Raw genomic sequence first — 17303 nt, forward strand, 5'->3', positions numbered from 1 at the left:
CGTCCCTTCGGGGTGGGGCACGTTCGTTGTCACGCCTGCCGCGCCAGCGCGGTCAGCGCGCCGTCCGTCAGCCGGTACACCGTCCACTCGTCCTGTGGGCGGGCGCCCAGGGACTCGTAGAAGGCGATCGACGGGCGGTTCCAGTCCAGCACCGACCACTCCAGACGTTCGTAGCCGCGTTCGGCGCAGATACGGGCCAGTTCCCTCAGCAGCGCCTTGCCGTGGCCGGCGCCGCGGGCCTCGGGGCGCACGTACAGGTCCTCGAGGTATATGCCGTGCACGCCACGCCAGGTGGAGAAGTTCAGGAACCACAGCGCGAAGCCCACGACCTCGCCGTCCGGCGCCTGAGCCACGTGCGCGAAGGCCGCCGGGTGCTCGCCGAACAGCGCTTCGAAGAGCTGCTCTCGCGTCGCCCGTGCCTCGTCGGGCGCCTTTTCGTACTCGGCGAGTTCGCGGATCAGGGTGTGGATGACGGGGACGTCTGCGGGAGTCGCGGTGCGGATCATGGCCGCAGTGTCACACAGGCGGCACCGGCCACGAAGCCCGCTTCGCCTCCGGCCTGCCCTCAGGCGCGCAGTTCCGCACTGTCTCCCATCACCACCACCGGGTGTCGGCCGGGGTCGAGGGCGCGCAGCAGATATCGCATCGCCGACTGGGACAGCGTGACGCACGCCGAGGTCCCGCTGCCGTGGTCCACGTGCAGCCAGATGCCGCCGCCCCTGCTCTGCCCCTGCGGGCGGGTGGGGTCATTGGGCGGGGTGCCCTTGACGCGGTTGTAGTCGATGGCGATCACATAGTCGAAGTCGTGCCAGGACGACTTGTTCCAGTAGTGCGGGGCCTGGAACGACGCGGACCTGGTGTACGGCAGCTTGGCGCCGGGGTCGTCGAGCACGCCGCCGGCGTCGCTCAACGTGAACACGCCCACCGGGGTGCGCTGGTCGCCCTCGTGGTGTTCGGTCGTCCAGCCGTGCCTGCCGTTGTGCGCCGGCCAGGAGCGTGTCCGCTGCCACGCCGACCCGTTCTTGGTGAAGAGCGCGACCGTGGAGTCGGGCGAGTTGGGGCCCTCCCCGTAGACGGCGACCACTTGACGGGAATCGTGCGGTACCCGTTGCCACAGCCGGTCGCCGATGCCCGGTATCCGCGTCGGGTCCGTCTCGTGCGGCGGCGCGTGCTCCGCCTGCGTGCCGCCGCCCGCGGAGGGGCGGCCCGAACTGCCGCACGCCGCCGAGGACATCGCCAACGCACCGCAGACCGCCGCCGCGACCGTCGCTCGTATCGCTCCGCCTTTTCGCATGTGCCCCATGATCGCACCCTGTGCCGGAGGGAAGCCCTGCCCCCAACCGGACGCTTTTCGGTGACACTCCATAATTTATGGATGGTTTCAGCGGATATTCACTGTTAAGTGGTGAACCGTCATCTTCCTCCCACAGTCCGCATGCTCGTCACCCGGCTCGCCCTCGAACACGTTCATGTCGACCACCGGCCGAAGCGCACCGAGCCGCTGCAGGACTGACTTCTCTAGGAGCGGCCCGCATGCCTGAGTCGGCTGCTGGACGACGCATCTCTGCCCGGCGCGGCTTCCTGTGGGCGCTCACCGCTCCACTGCCCGCGGTGTTCGGGCTGTGCTTCTTCCTGACCCAGGCACCCCGTGTCGGCCTGGCCCGGCTGCAACTCGCCGGTTCGGCCGGCAAGGCGTTCCTCCTGTGCGGGCAGCGGCTGCCGGCCTGTCAGGACACGCTGACCGCCTACTACTGGCTGATCGTCTGCATCATGATCAGCCTGTTGCTGGTGTTCCGGCTCGCCTCGTTCACCTACGCCACAAGGCGCGGCCGGTACGTCTCGGCGATGGCGATGGCCCTCACGGTCGCCGCCGCGGTCTGCGGGCTGCTGGAAACCGCCCTCCTGCAGTACGGTCTCGACCAGGGACCCTTCGCCGGGGACGGGCCCTTCGCCGGCGCCGCCGGACTGGCGACGGTCAAGTGGCTGCTCGCGTCGCTCACGGTGCTGGCCTTCGCCCAGTGGATCACGACCCTCTCGCGCGCCGGCCGAGCCGTCCTGCGCGCCCCCTGGCAGCGCCTCACGCGCGGCCCGCGCCCCGCACCCGGGGCGCCGCGTCCGTGCGACCACACCGACTGGACCGCCCGCCCCCAGGTGGTCCCGCCGTGGCCCGTGCTCGGTCCGGACGGCACACCCTGGCCGAGCCGCGCCACACCGCCGACCCACGACCAGGCGCGGATTCCGACACACTGGCTGTCCGAGAACGCCAACGCGCCCGGGCGGGAGAACGCCGAGTTGGGCTTCTGCGTCTCCGGCGGCGGCATCCGCTCGGCCTGCGTGTCCCTCGGCGCCCTCCAGGCCCTGCGCCCGGCACTGATGCGCGCCCGGTACCTGGTGTCGGTGTCGGGCGGGGGCTACACCGCGGGAGCCATGCAACTCGCCCTGTCCGACCACGGAGGCGACGCGGCCACATGTGTGTCCGCCAAGACCGTGTGCGAGCCGGGCTCGGTGGAGGAGGACCACCTGCGGCGGCACTCCAAGTACATCGCCGACGGCACCGGGCAGTGGCTGGTCGCCCTCGGTGTGCTGCTGCGCGGCCTGCTGGCCTCGCTGTTCCTGCTGTCCGCCACCACCGCCACGCTGGGCCTCGCACTGAGCTGGGCCTACCACCTGGTGCCGATCACCGACCTCGGCCACCTCGCCGCGCCGGGCATCCAACTCTGCTCGCACCAGTGCACACCACCGCCACGCCCGGGCTTGCGGACGCCCGCGGTGTGGTCCTTCGTGGGCGTGTTCCTGGTGGCCGCCGTCGTGTGGCTGGCCTGGCTCTTCTGCGCCACCTGGTGGCGCATCGACACCGTCGGCCGGCGCCTGGCCAGGCTGTTCCGGATCCTGGTCGTGGTGGCGGTGGCCCTGGCCACGCTGGTCGTACTGCTGCCCCTGCTGGCCTGGGCCGCCGTCCACCTGCAGACCGGGCTGGGCATCGGCCGCCCGGCGGCCGGCGCGAGCGTGGGGGCGACCGTGCTCATCACGTACGTGGCCGCGCTCGTCACCACGCTGTGGCGGCGGCGCCAGACGGTTCGCAAGGGACTGTCCAAGGTCACCGACCTGCTGCGCGGAAAGCCCGGTCTGGCCAGGGCCGTGCCCAACGGCTTCGTCCAGTACGTACTGGTCTGGTTCGTCCTCGCCCTGCTGACGGCAGGCTTCCTGCTCCTGCTCGGCTGGTCGACGGCCACGGGATGGTCCTGGCCCCTCGGGGCGCAGATCGGCGTCCCCGGCATCCTCCTCGTCCTCGGCTCCAGCCTCGACCAGACCTGGATGAGCCTGCATCCCTTCTACCGCCGCCGCCTGGCCTCGTGCTTCGCCGTGCGCCGCATCCGGTCGGCCGCCACCGGGGGCGTGGAGATCGCGGAGCCCTACGACTTCGACCACGAGAACACGTCACTGAGCACCTACGGCGCCCGCCGGCCCGGCTTCCCGCAGGTGATCTTCGCCGCGGCGGCCAACCTCTCCGGCGAGGGTCGCACGCCGCCGGGCCGCAGGGCCGTCTCCTTCACCCTCTCCCACGACTACGTCGGCAGTCCCGCCGTCGGCTACGCCTGCACCCGCTGCCTGGAGCAGCACACCAAGCGGCACATCGCCCGTGACCTGACCACCCAGTCCGCGATCGCCGTCTCCGGTGCGGCCTTCGCCTCCGCCATGGGCGCGCAGGCGAGGGCCTTCCAGACCTTCTTCGCCCTCTCCAACGCCCGGCTCGGCACCTGGCTGCCCAATCCCGCCGCCATGGCCGAGCGCTGGCAGTCCGACGCGCACTGGGAACTCCCCCCGCCCCCGGCGATCCGTCGTCTGCCCTACCTGCTCCGCGAGGTATTCGGCCGCTACCCCATCGACGACCGGCTGCTGCTCGTCACCGACGGCGGCCACTACGAGAACCTCGGGCTGGTGGAACTCCTGCGCCAGGGTGTGCGCACCGCGGTCTGCATCGACGCCAGCGGCGACACCCCACCCTTCGCGACCACCCTGGCCCAGGCCATCACCCTGGCCCACGAGGAACTGGGCATCACCGTCACCCTCCACGACCCCACCCACCTCGTCCCCGGCAGCGGCGACCCGCTCAAGCCCCCCAGCGTCCTCTCGGCCCTCAACACCCGCCTGTCCAGGTCGGCCGTCGTCACCGGCGACATCCTCTACCCGCACGACCTCGTGATCGACGGGCGGCCCGGTGGCCGCCGGGGCCGCCTCGTCGTCGCCCGCGCCACCCTCACCGGCGACCTGCCCTACGAACTGCTCTCCTACGCCTCGTCCAGCCCCGTCTTCCCCCACGACAGCACCAGCGACCAGTGGTTCGACCACCGCCAGTTCGACGCCTACCAGGGCCTCGGACGCTGCATCGGCCGCCGCGTACAGTCCGTTCTCACCGAGCAGTCGGAGACGGCCGAGCAGACGGCCATGCCGTGACCCGACCCCACCGCGCCGCCGTTTGGAACGGAGGCCGGGCGCGGGAGATGGATCGTGTTGTTCCGGGGAACTTCGTCCTGATGTGAGACTCACGGCTGGGGGAGAGTGCCATGGACACCTGCGCGAGTGCGGGACGGCCGGGGCGGCGTGCCCGATCGACGCTTGCGGGGGTGCTGCTCGCCGTGGCCGCGGTGACCTACAACGACTGGCTGGTGCAGTTCCTCGTTCCCACCGGCCTCGACCAGCGCAACTCCTACGTCAGTGAGGCCTTTGCCGCCGATCAGCCCTACCGCGTGCTGTTCAGCAGTGTCGAACTGGCCACGGCGCTGCTCGTGATGGCGGGCGCGCTGCTGGCGGCGGCCGACGCGCCGCGCAGGTGGACCGCCGTGGGGTGGGGCGCCGTGCTGGCGTTCGGGGTGTTCTCCGTGGCGGACGTGGCCTGGCCGATGCGCTGCGCGCCCTCGCGGGAGGTGGGCTGTCCCACGGACAACGTCTGGCACACCCTGACCAGTGGCCTCGTCCACTTCGCGCTGTTCGCCTCCATGGCGGCGTTCATCCATGCCGCCCGTTCGGCTTCCGCGCCGGCCGGGCCGGCGCAACGCTGGGCGCGCCGGCTGCTGCCGGTGTCCATGGCCGCGGCGGTCTCCTCCGCCGGCCCCTACATCGGCCGCACGGGCGGTCAGGGCATCGCCCAGCGGATCCACCTGGTGACCGTGGCCGTCTGGTTCTGGGTACTGGCGGCTCAACTGCTGCGCCGACCCGTTGATTCCCACGACGTACCCGGTCCGCATGCGGTGGCCGAGCCCGTCCGCGCCCCACAGAGTGTCGTCCAGGAAAGGACACCACCCGGCCTGCGATGACCTCCGGGCGTGTCACCACCACCCGGCGCGACACCGGGGCGCTGCTGATGTACGAGGCCTTCGGCAGCCAACTGCCGTTGCCGCAGGAGCAGTACCCCGAAGTGGCGCACCGTTGCCCTGCCGTCGCCGTCGCCGTCGCCGTCGCCGTCGCCGTCGCCGTCGCCGTCGCCGTGGCCGTCGCCGTGGACGCGGCGCCCCCCCCCGCGTGGCCGAGGCAACACCAGGGAGTGGGAGTGAACGGCATCGTCGGGGGTATGCGCGCGGTGTGAACGGGGTATCGAAGGAGGACTGGACCGAACCAGCCCCCTCGGGCGAGGACGGCGCAGTGCCGAACGACGAAGCGATAGCCACCACGGTCGCCCTCGGCGGGGACGGCGCGTGCATCGCCGAGGCCCGCCACCTCGCGGCCGAGTTCCTGACCCGGGTGCAGGCCGAGCACGGCGTTGAGGTCTCCCGGCGTGCCATGGACCTGACCCAGCTCGTGGTCAGTGAGCTGGTCACCAACGCCCGCAAGTACGCGGCCGGCGCGGCCCTGATGAATCTGCGGGTGGCCGAAGACGTGGTGGAAGTGGCGGTGTGGGACTGTGACCCGATGCTGCCGGTCGCCCGGATCGCGGACGCGGGCCGAGTGGGACAGCACGGACTGGAAATCGTCATCGCCGTCGCGCAGGGGTTCGAGGTGCAGCGGGAACCGGTGGGCAAGCGCATCACAGCGCGCCTGGCGCTGTCGGACGACCCGGGCGGCGTCGTCGCCGGACGTCGCCCCCTGTAGAGGCCGGGCCGCGTCAGTGTCGTAGGGGGCCGGCGCCGTAGGCCCGAGGACCGCCGGCGCACGACCGGCCGCCGCACGGCACCTGTGGTGGAGCTTGATGAAGATCAACGAGGCGTACGAGCGGGTCATCGCCTCGGACGTGCGCTATATCGACACCGCGACCCTGGGCCGGACGTCGGGCGTGTCGCCCCGACACCGCTCCCGGGCCGGCGGGGACTTTCGTAACGTCCGCCGTCCGCCGGTCGTACGAGGGATGTGCGGGGCGGCGGCGCGGGTCACTGTCGTGGCATGACTGACACCTCCCGCTCCCACTCCGCGCAACCCGAGGACGGTGCCGCGCCCGGGGACCTTCGGACCGGAGCCGGCCGCAGAACCGTGATCGCGGGCCTCGGCGGCATGACGCTCGGACTCGCCGCGCTGGGCATGACGGGTTCCGCGGCCGCGCAGACCAGGTCGGAGGCGGTCCGCAGCTCCTCGGCCGATACCACCCGCCGGGCCGCCGCCTGTGTGCTCACCCCGGAGCAGACCGAGGGCCCCTACTACCTGGACCTGGAAACCGTCCGCAAGGACATCACCGAGGGCAAGCCGGGTGTGCCCCTGACCCTCCGCGTCACGGTGGTGGACGCCACCACATGCTCACCCCTGCCCGGCACGGCGGTCGACATCTGGCACTGCGACGCTCTGGGGGCCTACTCCGGCTATGTGGCCGGCGGCTCCACCCCGGACACCACCTTCCTGCGCGGAGTGCAGCTGACCGACTCCACCGGCGTGGCCACGTTCACCACCATCTATCCGGGCTGGTACGTAGGTCGTGCCCTGCACATCCATGTCAAGACACACGCCGGCGGCTCTGTCTCCGACGGGAAGTACCACGGCGGCCACGTGTCCCACACCGGCCAGCTCTACTTCCCGGAAACGTACAACAACAAGGTGGCCGCACTGGCTCCCTACCGGACGAACTCGACCACGCGTACGCCCAACGCACGGGACGGCATCTACCAACGCGGCGGATCCGCAACTCTGCTGACGCTCACGCAGGCAGGCGGCGACATCGGCAAGGGGGTGAGCGGCGCGGTCGTGCTCGGCATCGAGCCGAACGCCACACCCTGAACGCACCCCCGGCGGTGGCCGGACCCGTAACGGGACCCCGGCCACCGCGCGCCGGTGCGCCGGCAGGGCCGTCGTGCGAGACGGTGGTTTCCCTCGGAACGTCGTGGCCAGGAACCAGGGATGAATCCGAGTCCAACCTGTGAGGCGTGCGGCACACCCTTGTCCGGCAGGCCGCGCGGCGGCCGTCCGGCCCGCTACTGCTCCGGCGCGTGCCGCCAACGGGCGTTCCGGCAGCGAGCGGCCCGCCGCGCCGCGGGACCGGCGGAGCGGGGCGCGGCCCCCGGCCAGGATGCGGCCCCCGGCCAGGATGCGGCCCCCGGCCAGGATGCGGCCACCGGCGCACACGGCCCCGCCCTGCCCCGGGCGCTCGACTCCTTCGTGGGCCGCCGGGCGGAACTGGCCCGCCTGCGTGCGCTGTTGAGGTCGTCGCGGCTCGTCACCCTGACCGGCACCGGCGGGGTCGGCAAGACGCGGCTGGCGCTGGAGTACGCCCGGGGCCTGCCCCGCGGGGCGGGCCGAGTCGACCTGGTCGAACTCGATTCGGTGCACGGCGGTGCCGAGCTCGTGCAGTCCGTGGCCGCCGCGCTGGCCGTGGGCGAGCGGGCGGGACGCACCGGCGTCGACGTCCTGGCCCACGCGATCGGTGACGCGCCCAGGCTGCTGATCCTGGACAACTGCGAGCATCTGGCAGATCCCTGCGCCCACTTGGCGGCGGCCCTGCTCGGCCGCTGCCCCGGGCTGCGGATCCTGGCCACCAGCAGGGAGCCGCTGCGCATACCCGGGGAGGTCGTCTTCCGGGTGTCGGAGCTGTCACTGGCTCCGCCCGGCGACGAGGACGATCCGGCCGTACTGTTGCGGGCCGACGCCGTGCGGCTCTTCGTGGAACGCGCCGCGGCCGGAGCGCCCGGGTTCCGTCTCCACCGCGGCAACGGGCGGACCGTCGCGGAGATCTGCCGCCGCCTCGACGGCCTGACCCTCGCCATCGAACTGTCGGCTCGCCGGGCCGGGAGTCTGCCACTGACCGGAATCCTGGCCGGGCTCGACGACCAGTTGTCGCTCCTGGCCGACGGCAGCAGGACCGGTCCCGTCCGGCACCGTGAGCTGGCCGCCGCGATCGACTGGAGCCACCGCCTGCTCGACCCCGTGGAGCAGGCGGTGTTCCGGCGTCTTTCCGTCCTCGGCGGAGGATTCGACCAGGCCGCGGCGCAGGCGGTCTGCGCGGGTGACCCCGTCGCGCCGCGGCAGATACTCCGCGTGTTGTGCGCCCTTGAAGCGAAGTCCCTGATCGTGCGGGTGCCGGGGGAGGACCGGCCCGCACGGTTCGGACAACTGACGGCGATCCGCTGCTACGCCCTGGAACGGCTGACGGCGGCCGGCGAGCTGCCCGCCACCCGGCGGCGGGTCGTGCGGTGGCTGAGCGGACTGGCGGAAGGCGCCGGTGACGAGGTCTTCGCCGACCAGGGCGGCAGCGTACTCGCACGGGAGCGGGACAACCTCGCCGCGGCCCTGGCCCACGCGCCGGACCGCGACGGCACCTCGTACGTCGGGCTCACGCTCGAACTGGCCCGGGTCCGCTACCAGCAGGAGCAGCCGTCCGCCGCCCGTACGCTGCTGGCGCGCCTTTCGGACCATGCCGGCAGCCGGGCGCTGGGCGGCGCGCTCTCGGCACTGGCCGCCCGCGTGGCCTGCCAGCAGGGTGATGGGGCCGAGGCACTGCGGCTCGGCGAGCAGGCCGTGCACGACGAGCGCCTGCGCAACCACCGCGCGGGTCTTGCCAACGCCTTGGACGCGCGGGCCGCGGCACGGTTGTGCCGCGGCGAGTTCGCCGAGGCCGTGGCCGACCTGCGCGAGTGCCTGACCGTCGTCACCGCGCTCGGCGACGCGCACGACACCGCGTGGTGCTCCCAGCACCTGGCCTGGGCCCTGCTCCAGGCGGGCGGCGAAGCGGAGGCCGACGTGCTGATGTCCCGCTGCCTGCCGGTCCTGCGGCGCCACGCCCCCTGGCGCCAACTGGCGGCCGCCCTGCACACCACGGGAGCCACGCGGCTGGCCCTCGGCGATTTGGAGGGCGCCGAGAGCCTGTTCGCCGAGGTGCTCGGGATCGCCCCCGGAGCGAGCTTCCACGCGCTGTATCCCGTCGAGGGGCTGGCGATGGTCGCGGCCGAGAGCGGTGACATGCAGCGGGCGTTACGGCTGTGCGAGGCGACCGCCCGGGCACGCCGCCGGCTGGACACCGAGCCCGAGGGCCCCTGGCGACGCAGGGTGGAGGAGACGGCGGCGCGGGCCCGGGCACGGCTGTCGGCGCCCGCACGGGAGAGGGCCCTCGGCGGAGCCCGCGGACTCAGCGGGGAACGACTGGTCGCCTACGCGCTGCGGGACGCGCGGGCCGGCGCGGTGGGCGTCGGCGCCGCACCGGACACCGAGGCCCGGTTGGCGCTCACCGGCCGGGAGTTCATGGTCGCCGAGCTGGTCGGCGAAGGACTGACCAACCGCCGGATCGCCGAGAAACTCGGCCTGTCACCGCACACGGTCGCCACCCACCTGGACAAGATCCGCGACAAGCTGGGCCTGCGGACGCGCACGCAGATCGCGCTGTGGGTGGCCGCGAGAACGGCGGGCGGTCCTGCTCCGGTGCGGTGAGCGGGTGCGTCCTCGCGCTCTGTCCGCCGCCGGCGGGCGTGCCGTCACGCGTTGCCCTGCGCGGTGGGCCCGCCGGTGTGGAAGTAGTGGCCCTTGTCGAGGTCGTCGACGAGCCCGGGCTGGGTGGGCTGCCACCCCATCAGGTCTCGCGTCAGCGTGCTGGAGGCCGGGCTGTCGATCCCGAGGAAGGCGGCCAGCCAGCCGAAGTGCTCGGCTGCGTCCTCCGGGGAGACAGCGGCCACCGGGAGACCGAGATGGCGGCCGATCACCTCGGCGACGGCGCGGATCGGCACACCCTCCTCGGCGACCGCGTGCAGTACCGATCCTGCCGGTGCCTGCTCCAGCGCCAGGCGGAAGAGGTGCGCGGCATCGTGGCGGTGCACGGCGGGCCAGCGGTTGTTTCCGTCGCCGATGTGGCCCGATACGCCCTTGTCGCGGGCGATGCCGACCAGCCTCGCCATGAAGCCGTGGTCTCCGTCGCCGTGCACCGTGGGAGGCAGTCGAAGAACGGTCGAGCGGACGCCGCGGGAGGCGAGGGAGAGCGTCAGGTGCGCGGTGGTGAGCCGTGCCCGCGCGGCGGCGTTGAGGTGGGTCTCCGAGCCGGGCTCACGCCCGAACTCCTCGGTTGCCACCCGCCCCGGTGCGAGCCCGGCCAGCCCGGATGCGAGGACGAGCGGCCGGCCGGAGCCCGCCAGCGCCTCGCCGAAGACCTCGACGGCCCGGCGGTCCGCGTCGGCAGCGCCCTGGAAGTCCCCCGAGAAGGCGATGTCGTGCTTGAACGCGAGATGGATCACGCCGTCCGACGCGGCCGCCGCACTGCGCAGGCTGTCGAGATCGTCGAGCGTGCCGCGGTGCACCTCGGCCCCGGCGGCGGTGAGGGCGGCGGCCGAGGCCTCCGAGCGGGCGAGGCCCACGACCTGATGGCCCGCACCGATGAGTTCGGGCACGACGGCGGAACCGATCCAGCCGGAGGCGCCGGTGACGAAAACGCGCATGTCCAATCCCTCCACAGGGTCGACGGCCCCATCGGCACACGCCGACGAGGACCGATCGATGTCAGTCACTGCCATCAACCTACACCTGATGTCAGGCGCTGTCATCACGTAGGATCACGGGCATGGGGCGATGGGAGCCAAACGCGCGCGGCCGGCTCGAACAGGCGGCACTGGAGCTGTACAGCGAGCGCGGATTCGAACAGACCACCGTGGCGGAGATCGCCAAGCGGGCGGGTCTGACGGAGCGCACGTTCTTCCGGCACTACGCCGACAAGCGGGAGGTTCTCTTCGGGGGCGCCGGCTCGCTGGAGGAGCTCTTCGTCCGCACGGTCACCGACGCGCCCGACTCCGCAGCGCCCCTCGACGCGGTGGCAGCGGCCCTCGATGCCGCCGCTGCCCTGTTCGAGGAGCGCCGTGCGCACTCCCGGCAGCGCCAGGCCGTCATCGTCGCCAACGCGGAACTGCGCGAACGCGAGCTGATCAAGCTCGCGTCCCTGTCCGCCGCGCTCGCCGACACGCTGCGACGCCGCGGCGTCGCCGAACCCGCCGCGAGTCTGACCGCCGAGGCGGGAATCGCCGTCTTCAAGATCGCGTTCGAGCGGTGGGTCGACGAGGCCAATCAGAGTTCCCTCTCCCACCTGATTGGGGAGGTGCTGGAGGAACTCAGGGCCGTGACCGCGGGCGCGTAATCGCCGGTGCGAGGCTGCCCGGACGCTGCGCGCCGGGCGGTCGGCGCGGTCCGGACCCGGTCGCCCGCCTCAAGTCCTCCCGTTAAGTTGCTTCTTGAGCGATCATCAGCCTTCAGCGGAGGACAGCACATGACCAAGAGGCCCGATCCCGGCGAGCTGCGGAAGAGGATCAACACGGACCGGCCGCACACGGCTCGCATCTGGAACTACTGGCTGGGCGGCAAGGACAACTACCCGGTCGACCAGGAGGCGGGGGACCGGATCCGCGAGCTGCACCCCGGGATCGGGGACTACGCCCTGGCCGACCGGCAGTTCCTGGGACGGGCCGTGCGCCACCTCGTCGGTGAGCACGGCATACGGCAGTTCCTCGACGTCGGTACCGGCCTGCCCACCGCCGACAACACCCATGAGGTCGCACAGCGACTCGCGCCGGAGTCCCGCATCGTCTACGTCGACAACGACCCGATCGTCCTGGCCCATGCCGAGGCCCTGCTCACCAGCACTCCCGAGGGCCGCACCGACTACCTCGACGAGGATCTCCGCAACGTCGACGCCATCCTGGAGCAGGCCGGGCGCACCCTCGACCTCGGCAAGCCCGTGGCCCTGATACTCCTGGGCGTGGTCATCTTCATCGAGGACGACGCCGACGCGTACGGAATCGTCCGGCGCTTCATGGACGCGCTACCGGCCGGAAGCCACCTCGTGCTGTCGCACACGATCACCCGACCGGACATGCCGGACGTCGACGCCGCGGTGGCCTTCTGGAACGAGAACGGCACTCCGAAGCTGACCCAGCGCACGCCCGCGGCCGTCGCCCGGTTCTTCGACGGGCTGGAACTGCTCGAACCGGGCGTCGTCTCCTGCAACCACTGGCGACCCGTCGACGGCACCGCCGAACTGCCTGCCGAGGTGGCCATGTTCGGGGCGGTGGGACGCAAGAACTGATCCTTGTGCAGACGCCGGGCACGGTAACGCCTTTTTGCCGCCTGCCTGCTCGGCGTCGGCCTCCCTCTTATTCCGGCACGTACATGTCCGCGCATGTTCATCCGTGCGTAATAGCAGAGCCGAACGCAATTAAGTGGCCGGAGCAACAAGTGGGGTTCTGATATTCGGAATTCACTTCGCATTCACCGTCAGCGGGACAACCCTTCCCGATGCCGGTCCGTCTAAGTCCGCGAGTCAATGACGCGCGGGGGGTGACATCCCCGGAACGACGCCATACGTCCTGAATTTTCCGGGAGCTTTTCGAGAATGGTTCGCTCGACCCTGACGACGGCCGAATCACATGCCGTTGTCGCGCTGCTGTGGGCAGCTGCCGCATCCGCCCGGGCCGTTGGTCTTCGCGGTACCGACATCGCTCACGGAAACGTGCGGTGCCACTCGGACAGGGACAGGGTGTGAAACCGACAGTCCCTCCCCAGCCGAAGAGCGCGGTCGCCCACGACGACGATCTGCCTGCGACCCCGGCCCCGTCCCGGCCCGCCGCTGTACCGTCCGGTCGCGCGCCCGACCGGCGTGCCCGGCTCCGGCTGCCGTTCCCGAGCGGGACGAGGGCCCGCGCCGTCCTTCTCGCGGCGGTCGTCACCGTCACGGCGTTCTGCGCCGCCGACGCCGTGGCCCGCAGCTACCCCTTCGGTCCCTGCACGCGCAGCGTGAACGACCTGGGCAACCAGTACGTCCCCTTCCACGCACACCTGTGGGACCTGCTGCACGGCAGGGCCGACGGCGGTCTCCTGGTCAACTGGCAGTCCGGATTCGGCTCCAGCTTCCTGCCCGACCTCGGTACGTACCTCAGCAGCCCGTTCGCCCTGCTCGTGGCGGTGTTCCCGCGGGACGAGATCGACCTCGCGGTGTATGTGATCACCGTGCTGAAGACGGCGTCCGCCGCAGCCGCCATGGCCTGGCTGCTGCTCACTGTGCGCCCCGGCCGCTGGTGGGCGGCGGGACTGCTGGGCGCCTCCTACGCCCTGTGCGGCTGGAGCGTGTCGGACGCCGCCTACAACCCGATGTGGCTCGACGGCCTCGTCGCCCTGCCGCTGCTGTGCCTGGTCGCCGAGTGGACGCTCACCGGGCGGCGCCGATTCCTCGGGGTGGTGGTCGTGGCCGTCGCCTGGATCGCCAACTTCTACACCGCGTACATGGCCACCCTCGCCGCCGGTCTGGTGCTGCTGCTCCGGCTGCTGCTCGCCGGTCTCCCGCGGCTGCGGGCACTCGCCGCGCTGGGCCGTGCCACGGTGACCGTCGCGCTCGGCGTGGGCCTGGCCGCGCCGCTGGTGACGGTCGTGTACTTCGGTACCAAGCACGCCTACCCGGGCAGGGTCAGGGAGTTCGTCCCGGTGTCGGGGGAGGACCTGCTGGCGCGGCTGCTGCCGACGACGTACAGCTTCGGAACGCCGGCCGTGTTCGTGGGCACCACGGCGCTGGTGCTCGCCCTCGCCCTGCCGTTCCATCGCGCCGTCCCCGGCCGGGTGCGCGCGGGCTGGACGCTGCTGGTGACCGGGATGGCCCTGTCGATGCAGTGGACGCCGACGCACCTGGCCTGGCACGCCTTCACCACACCCCAGGGCAGCCCGTACCGGCAGGCCTTCGTCCTGTGCGGGCTGCTGGTGATCGCCGCCTGGCACTCGCTCTCGTACGGCGCGCCCGACCGGCGCGCGCTGGGCGCGGCGGCCGTGCTGCTCGCGTTGATCGCCCTGCTCGGCGGCCGGAGCGACATCGTGCGTTCCTTCACCTGGCCGGTGCTGCTGCTCGCCGCGGTCGGCGCCCTGGGCGGGCTGGTGCTGCTGAGCCGCGCGGACGGCGCGCGGGTCCTCGGCGACGGGCGCCGCACCGCGCTGGCCGGGCTCGCCGTGGCGCTGCTCGTCGGCGCACAGCTCGGCGAGGCCACCGCCACCTCCGCCGTGGCCACCCGGCTGCGGCTGGCACACATGGACGACTACGCGCCCTGGGGCGGACGTCAGCAGCGGCAGGCCGATGCGATCGCGCAGGCGGACGCCTGGCCCCGCTACCGCACCGACCCCGGCCGGGAGCAGACCGTCAGCAACGACCCCCTGCTGGTGGGCGGTCAGGGCGCCCAGTACTACAGCAGTCTCACCTCCGACGTGCTCAGCCGGATGCTCACCGCGCTCGGCGGCGGCTGGACCTCGCGTGGCCGGAGCGTGCAGAGCCTGGACAACGCCGTCACGGACGTCGTCTTCTCGGTCGGGGCGCGGGTGCACTCGCCGCCGGACCCGCACCAGAACTGGTTCCCGCAGGACGGCAGCGAGGCGACCGTCTCCCGGCAGGACGTACCGCCGCTGGTCACGGTGAGGCCGCCCGCGGCCCCCCTGCGCGCGGGCGCGCGTGCCCGCACGAGCGTCTCCGCCTTCGGGCCGTCGGCGTACCACAACCAGGAACTGCTGCTGGGCGCCCGCGTCTACACCGTGCCCCGCATCACGGTCCGCAACAGCGCCGGAAAGCCGCCGACCCGCAGCGACGACGAGCGGCCGGGCCTGCGCCTGGGCCCCCTGCCCGCCGGGCACGGCGCGCGCAGGTCGACGATCACGGCCCGCTGCCCCGCGGACAGCGAGGTGTACCTGTGGGCGCCGTACTTCTCCGGCACCGCACGGCTCGCCGGTGACCCGGCCGGTGCCCTGACCGGGCGGTTCAGATCCGACGAACCCGTCACGAAGATCGCCGCGATGCAGCCGCTCGGCCGCGTTCCGGCATCCGGCAGCCTCCGCATCGAGCTGTCCCCCGACCGGATGAGTACCGTCCAGGACGGCGCGGTCGGCTGCCTGGACACCGCCCGGCTGCAGGCCGCCGTGGAACGCCTCAAGGCCACCGGCGCCACCGCGGTCACCGTCTCCGACGGCACCATCCGGGCCGAACTCCCCGCCGGCAGCACGGGTACCGCCGTCGTCGCGGCCCCGCGGATCGCCGGCTGGCGCTGCGCGACGGGCGGCGCCGCCCCCGTGCCCGCGGGGGAGTACTACGGGCTGATCGCCGTGCCCCTCGACGGATCCTCGACCAGTCTCACCTGCACGTTCCACCCACCCGGACTGCGGTTGGGCGCGACCGTCGGAGGCGCCTCACTGCTGGCCCTGATCCTGTTCGGCGCCGCCGGCGCCGTTCACCGGCGACGCACCACCGGGCGCCTCGCACCGCGAACGACCACCCGACCGCGCGAGCGCACGAACGGCGCTTGCTGACCCTGCCCCAAGGGGAAGAACCATGCTCATCTCGATCGTCGCACCCTGCTACAACGAAGAAGAAGTCATCGAGCGGTTCCACGAGGAGGTCCAGAAGGTTGCGGAGGAACTCCTGCCGCTCGGCCACGACATGGAGTTCGTGTACGTCGACGACGGCAGCCGCGACCGGACCCTGACCCTGCTGGAGCACCTGGCGGACCTCGACCCGCGCGTGCGGTACGTCTCCTTCAGCCGCAACTTCGGCAAGGAAGCGGCACTGCTCGCCGGTCTGCGCCACGCGGCGGGGGACTGCGTGGTCGTCATGGACGCGGACCTCCAGCACCCGCCCGAACTGATCCGGCGCATGGTGGACCTGCGCGGACAGGGCTACGACCAGGTCATCGCCAGGCGCACCAGGAACGGCGACCGCATCACCCGCACCCTCACCGCCCGCCTGTACTACCGCCTCATCAACCGACTCGTCGACGTCGAACTCGTCGACGGCGGGGGCGACTTCCGGCTGCTGTCGCGGCGCGCGGTGGACGCGGTCCTGGCCCTCACCGAGTACAACCGCTTCTCCAAGGGCCTGTTCGCGTGGGTCGGCTTCCCCGGCACCACCTTCGAGTACGAGAATGCCGTACGTGAACACGGCCGCAGCTCGTGGAGCTTCCGCTCGTTGCTCAACTACGGGCTGGACGGACTGCTGTCCTTCAACAACAGGCCGCTGCGCGCCGCCCTCTACCTCGGCATGGGCCTGCTGCTGTGCGCGGGGCTGTACACGGCGTGGATCGTGGGTGCCGCGCTGGTCAACGGAGTGCAGACCCCCGGCTATGTCACGATCATCACCGCGGTCACCGCTCTCGCCGGCGTCCAGATGGTCATGCTGGGGGTCATAGGCGAGTACACCGGCCGGATCTACTACGAAGCCAAACGACGCCCGCACTTCCTGGTGAAGGCGACCAACGTGGAACGTTCGGAAGAGCGCGCACAGCGCGGCACGACGAAGGACCTCATTCCCTGATGCTCACCGCACGCTCCCGTCCGATACCGCGTCAGGTCGTGGTTTTCGCCTTGGTCGGCGTGATCAACACCATGACGTACTACGGGCTTTACCTGCTCTTCCTCACCTGTTTTCCGTACCTTCTCGCGCATGTTCTGGCGTTCGGCCTGAGCATGATCGGCTCCTTTTTCCTGAACGCGCGGTTCACGTACCGGACGCGGCCGACCTGGCGGAAATTCCTGCTGTTCCCCCTGACGAACGCCACCAATTTCCTGCTCATGACGGTCGGCGTGTACGTGATCGTCGACGTCCTGCGAGCCGGGAACCGATTCGCCCCGCTGCTCGCCTCCGCGGCCGCGATTCCGGTGACCTTCGTCCTCTCCCGGACGATCATGCTGCCCAAGGGTGAGCGGGATCACGCCCTGCCCGCGCAGGAACCGACGACGATTCCCTGACGCCCGGCCGGACTGCGACGACCGGTGCCCGAGGAGCGCAGTCATGCCCCGTCGGGGATGGGCCGATCGGGTGTATTGGGGCCGACGTTGGTCCGTCCTGGCGACGCGAGCCGCGGCTTCGGCTGCGGAAGACGGAAGGATGGTGTGCCGGGCCCGGC

General features: G+C 71.8%; 15 protein-coding genes. 12 read left to right on the forward strand and 3 right to left on the reverse strand.

Annotation, left to right across the window (positions count from 1 at the left end):
- Positions 1 to 29 precede the first annotated feature (29 nt).
- Complete coding sequence (locus AB0A61_RS19050; RefSeq protein ID WP_361293069.1) at positions 30 to 671, reverse strand: GNAT family N-acetyltransferase; 642 nt, start codon at positions 669 to 671, stop codon at positions 30 to 32.
- Complete coding sequence (locus AB0A61_RS19055) at positions 566 to 1294, reverse strand: L,D-transpeptidase family protein (RefSeq protein WP_361293071.1); 729 nt, start codon at positions 1292 to 1294, stop codon at positions 566 to 568. The genes AB0A61_RS19050 and AB0A61_RS19055 overlap by 106 nt, the downstream gene beginning before the upstream one ends.
- 239 nt (positions 1295 to 1533) lie before the next feature.
- On the opposite strand from AB0A61_RS19055, the gene AB0A61_RS19060 reads away from it, so the two are divergent.
- The 7 genes from AB0A61_RS19060 (at position 1534) to AB0A61_RS19090 (ending at position 9837) form a co-directional block, all read left to right on the forward strand.
- Entirely contained in the window at positions 1534 to 4455 is a 2922-nt protein-coding gene (locus AB0A61_RS19060) for a hypothetical protein (RefSeq protein ID WP_361293073.1), read from the forward strand.
- Between the two features lie 110 nt (positions 4456 to 4565).
- The gene (locus AB0A61_RS19065) at positions 4566 to 5315 is read left to right on the forward strand and encodes a DUF998 domain-containing protein (RefSeq protein WP_361293075.1); all 750 of its coding nucleotides are present in this window, start codon (positions 4566 to 4568) and stop codon (positions 5313 to 5315) included.
- Positions 5312 to 5584, forward strand: a complete 273-nt coding sequence (locus AB0A61_RS19070) for a hypothetical protein (protein WP_361293077.1) — start codon at positions 5312 to 5314, stop codon at positions 5582 to 5584. Before AB0A61_RS19065 ends, AB0A61_RS19070 begins: the two co-directional genes overlap by 4 nt.
- 56 nt (positions 5585 to 5640) lie before the next feature.
- Positions 5641 to 6087 (forward strand): ATP-binding protein, encoded by a 447-nt coding sequence (locus tag AB0A61_RS19075; protein ID WP_361293079.1) that lies wholly within the window; start codon positions 5641 to 5643, stop codon positions 6085 to 6087.
- 97 nt (positions 6088 to 6184) lie between these two features.
- Positions 6185 to 6379 carry a hypothetical protein gene (locus AB0A61_RS19080; protein WP_361293081.1) on the forward strand — a complete coding sequence of 65 codons (195 nt, stop codon included), beginning with the start codon at positions 6185 to 6187 and terminating at the stop codon, positions 6377 to 6379.
- Entirely contained in the window at positions 6376 to 7197 is an 822-nt protein-coding gene (locus tag AB0A61_RS19085) for an intradiol ring-cleavage dioxygenase (RefSeq protein ID WP_361293083.1), read from the forward strand. The genes AB0A61_RS19080 and AB0A61_RS19085 overlap by 4 nt, the downstream gene beginning before the upstream one ends.
- Before the next feature lie 120 nt (positions 7198 to 7317).
- Positions 7318 to 9837 carry a LuxR C-terminal-related transcriptional regulator gene (locus AB0A61_RS19090; RefSeq protein WP_361293085.1) on the forward strand — a complete coding sequence of 840 codons (2520 nt, stop codon included), beginning with the start codon at positions 7318 to 7320 and terminating at the stop codon, positions 9835 to 9837.
- A gap of 44 nt (positions 9838 to 9881) precedes the next feature.
- On the opposite strand, the gene AB0A61_RS19095 is transcribed toward AB0A61_RS19090, so the two are convergent.
- Positions 9882 to 10832, reverse strand: coding sequence for an SDR family oxidoreductase (locus tag AB0A61_RS19095; protein ID WP_361293087.1), 951 nt, complete (start codon positions 10830 to 10832; stop codon positions 9882 to 9884).
- Between the two features lie 122 nt (positions 10833 to 10954).
- On the opposite strand from AB0A61_RS19095, the gene AB0A61_RS19100 reads away from it, so the two are divergent.
- The 5 genes from AB0A61_RS19100 to AB0A61_RS19120 all read left to right on the forward strand — a co-directional run bounded on the left by AB0A61_RS19100 (position 10955) and on the right by AB0A61_RS19120 (position 17145).
- Positions 10955 to 11521, forward strand: a complete 567-nt coding sequence (locus AB0A61_RS19100; protein ID WP_361293089.1) for a TetR family transcriptional regulator — start codon at positions 10955 to 10957, stop codon at positions 11519 to 11521.
- Between the two features lie 129 nt (positions 11522 to 11650).
- Entirely contained in the window at positions 11651 to 12466 is an 816-nt protein-coding gene (locus AB0A61_RS19105; protein WP_361293091.1) for an SAM-dependent methyltransferase, read from the forward strand.
- A gap of 584 nt (positions 12467 to 13050) precedes the next feature.
- A complete protein-coding gene (locus AB0A61_RS19110) occupies positions 13051 to 15711 on the forward strand; it encodes a YfhO family protein (protein WP_361293283.1) in 2661 nt (886 codons plus the stop codon).
- 22 nt (positions 15712 to 15733) lie between these two features.
- Positions 15734 to 16711, forward strand: coding sequence for a glycosyltransferase family 2 protein (locus tag AB0A61_RS19115; protein ID WP_361293093.1), 978 nt, complete (start codon positions 15734 to 15736; stop codon positions 16709 to 16711).
- Positions 16711 to 17145: a GtrA family protein gene (locus AB0A61_RS19120; RefSeq protein WP_361293095.1), complete on the forward strand. Its 435-nt coding sequence runs from the start codon at positions 16711 to 16713 to the stop codon at positions 17143 to 17145. Before AB0A61_RS19115 ends, AB0A61_RS19120 begins: the two co-directional genes overlap by 1 nt.
- Positions 17146 to 17303 lie beyond the last annotated feature (158 nt).

This window comes from Streptomyces sp. NPDC046197, from assembly GCF_040646295.1.
Taxonomy (GTDB): domain Bacteria; phylum Actinomycetota; class Actinomycetes; order Streptomycetales; family Streptomycetaceae; genus Streptomyces.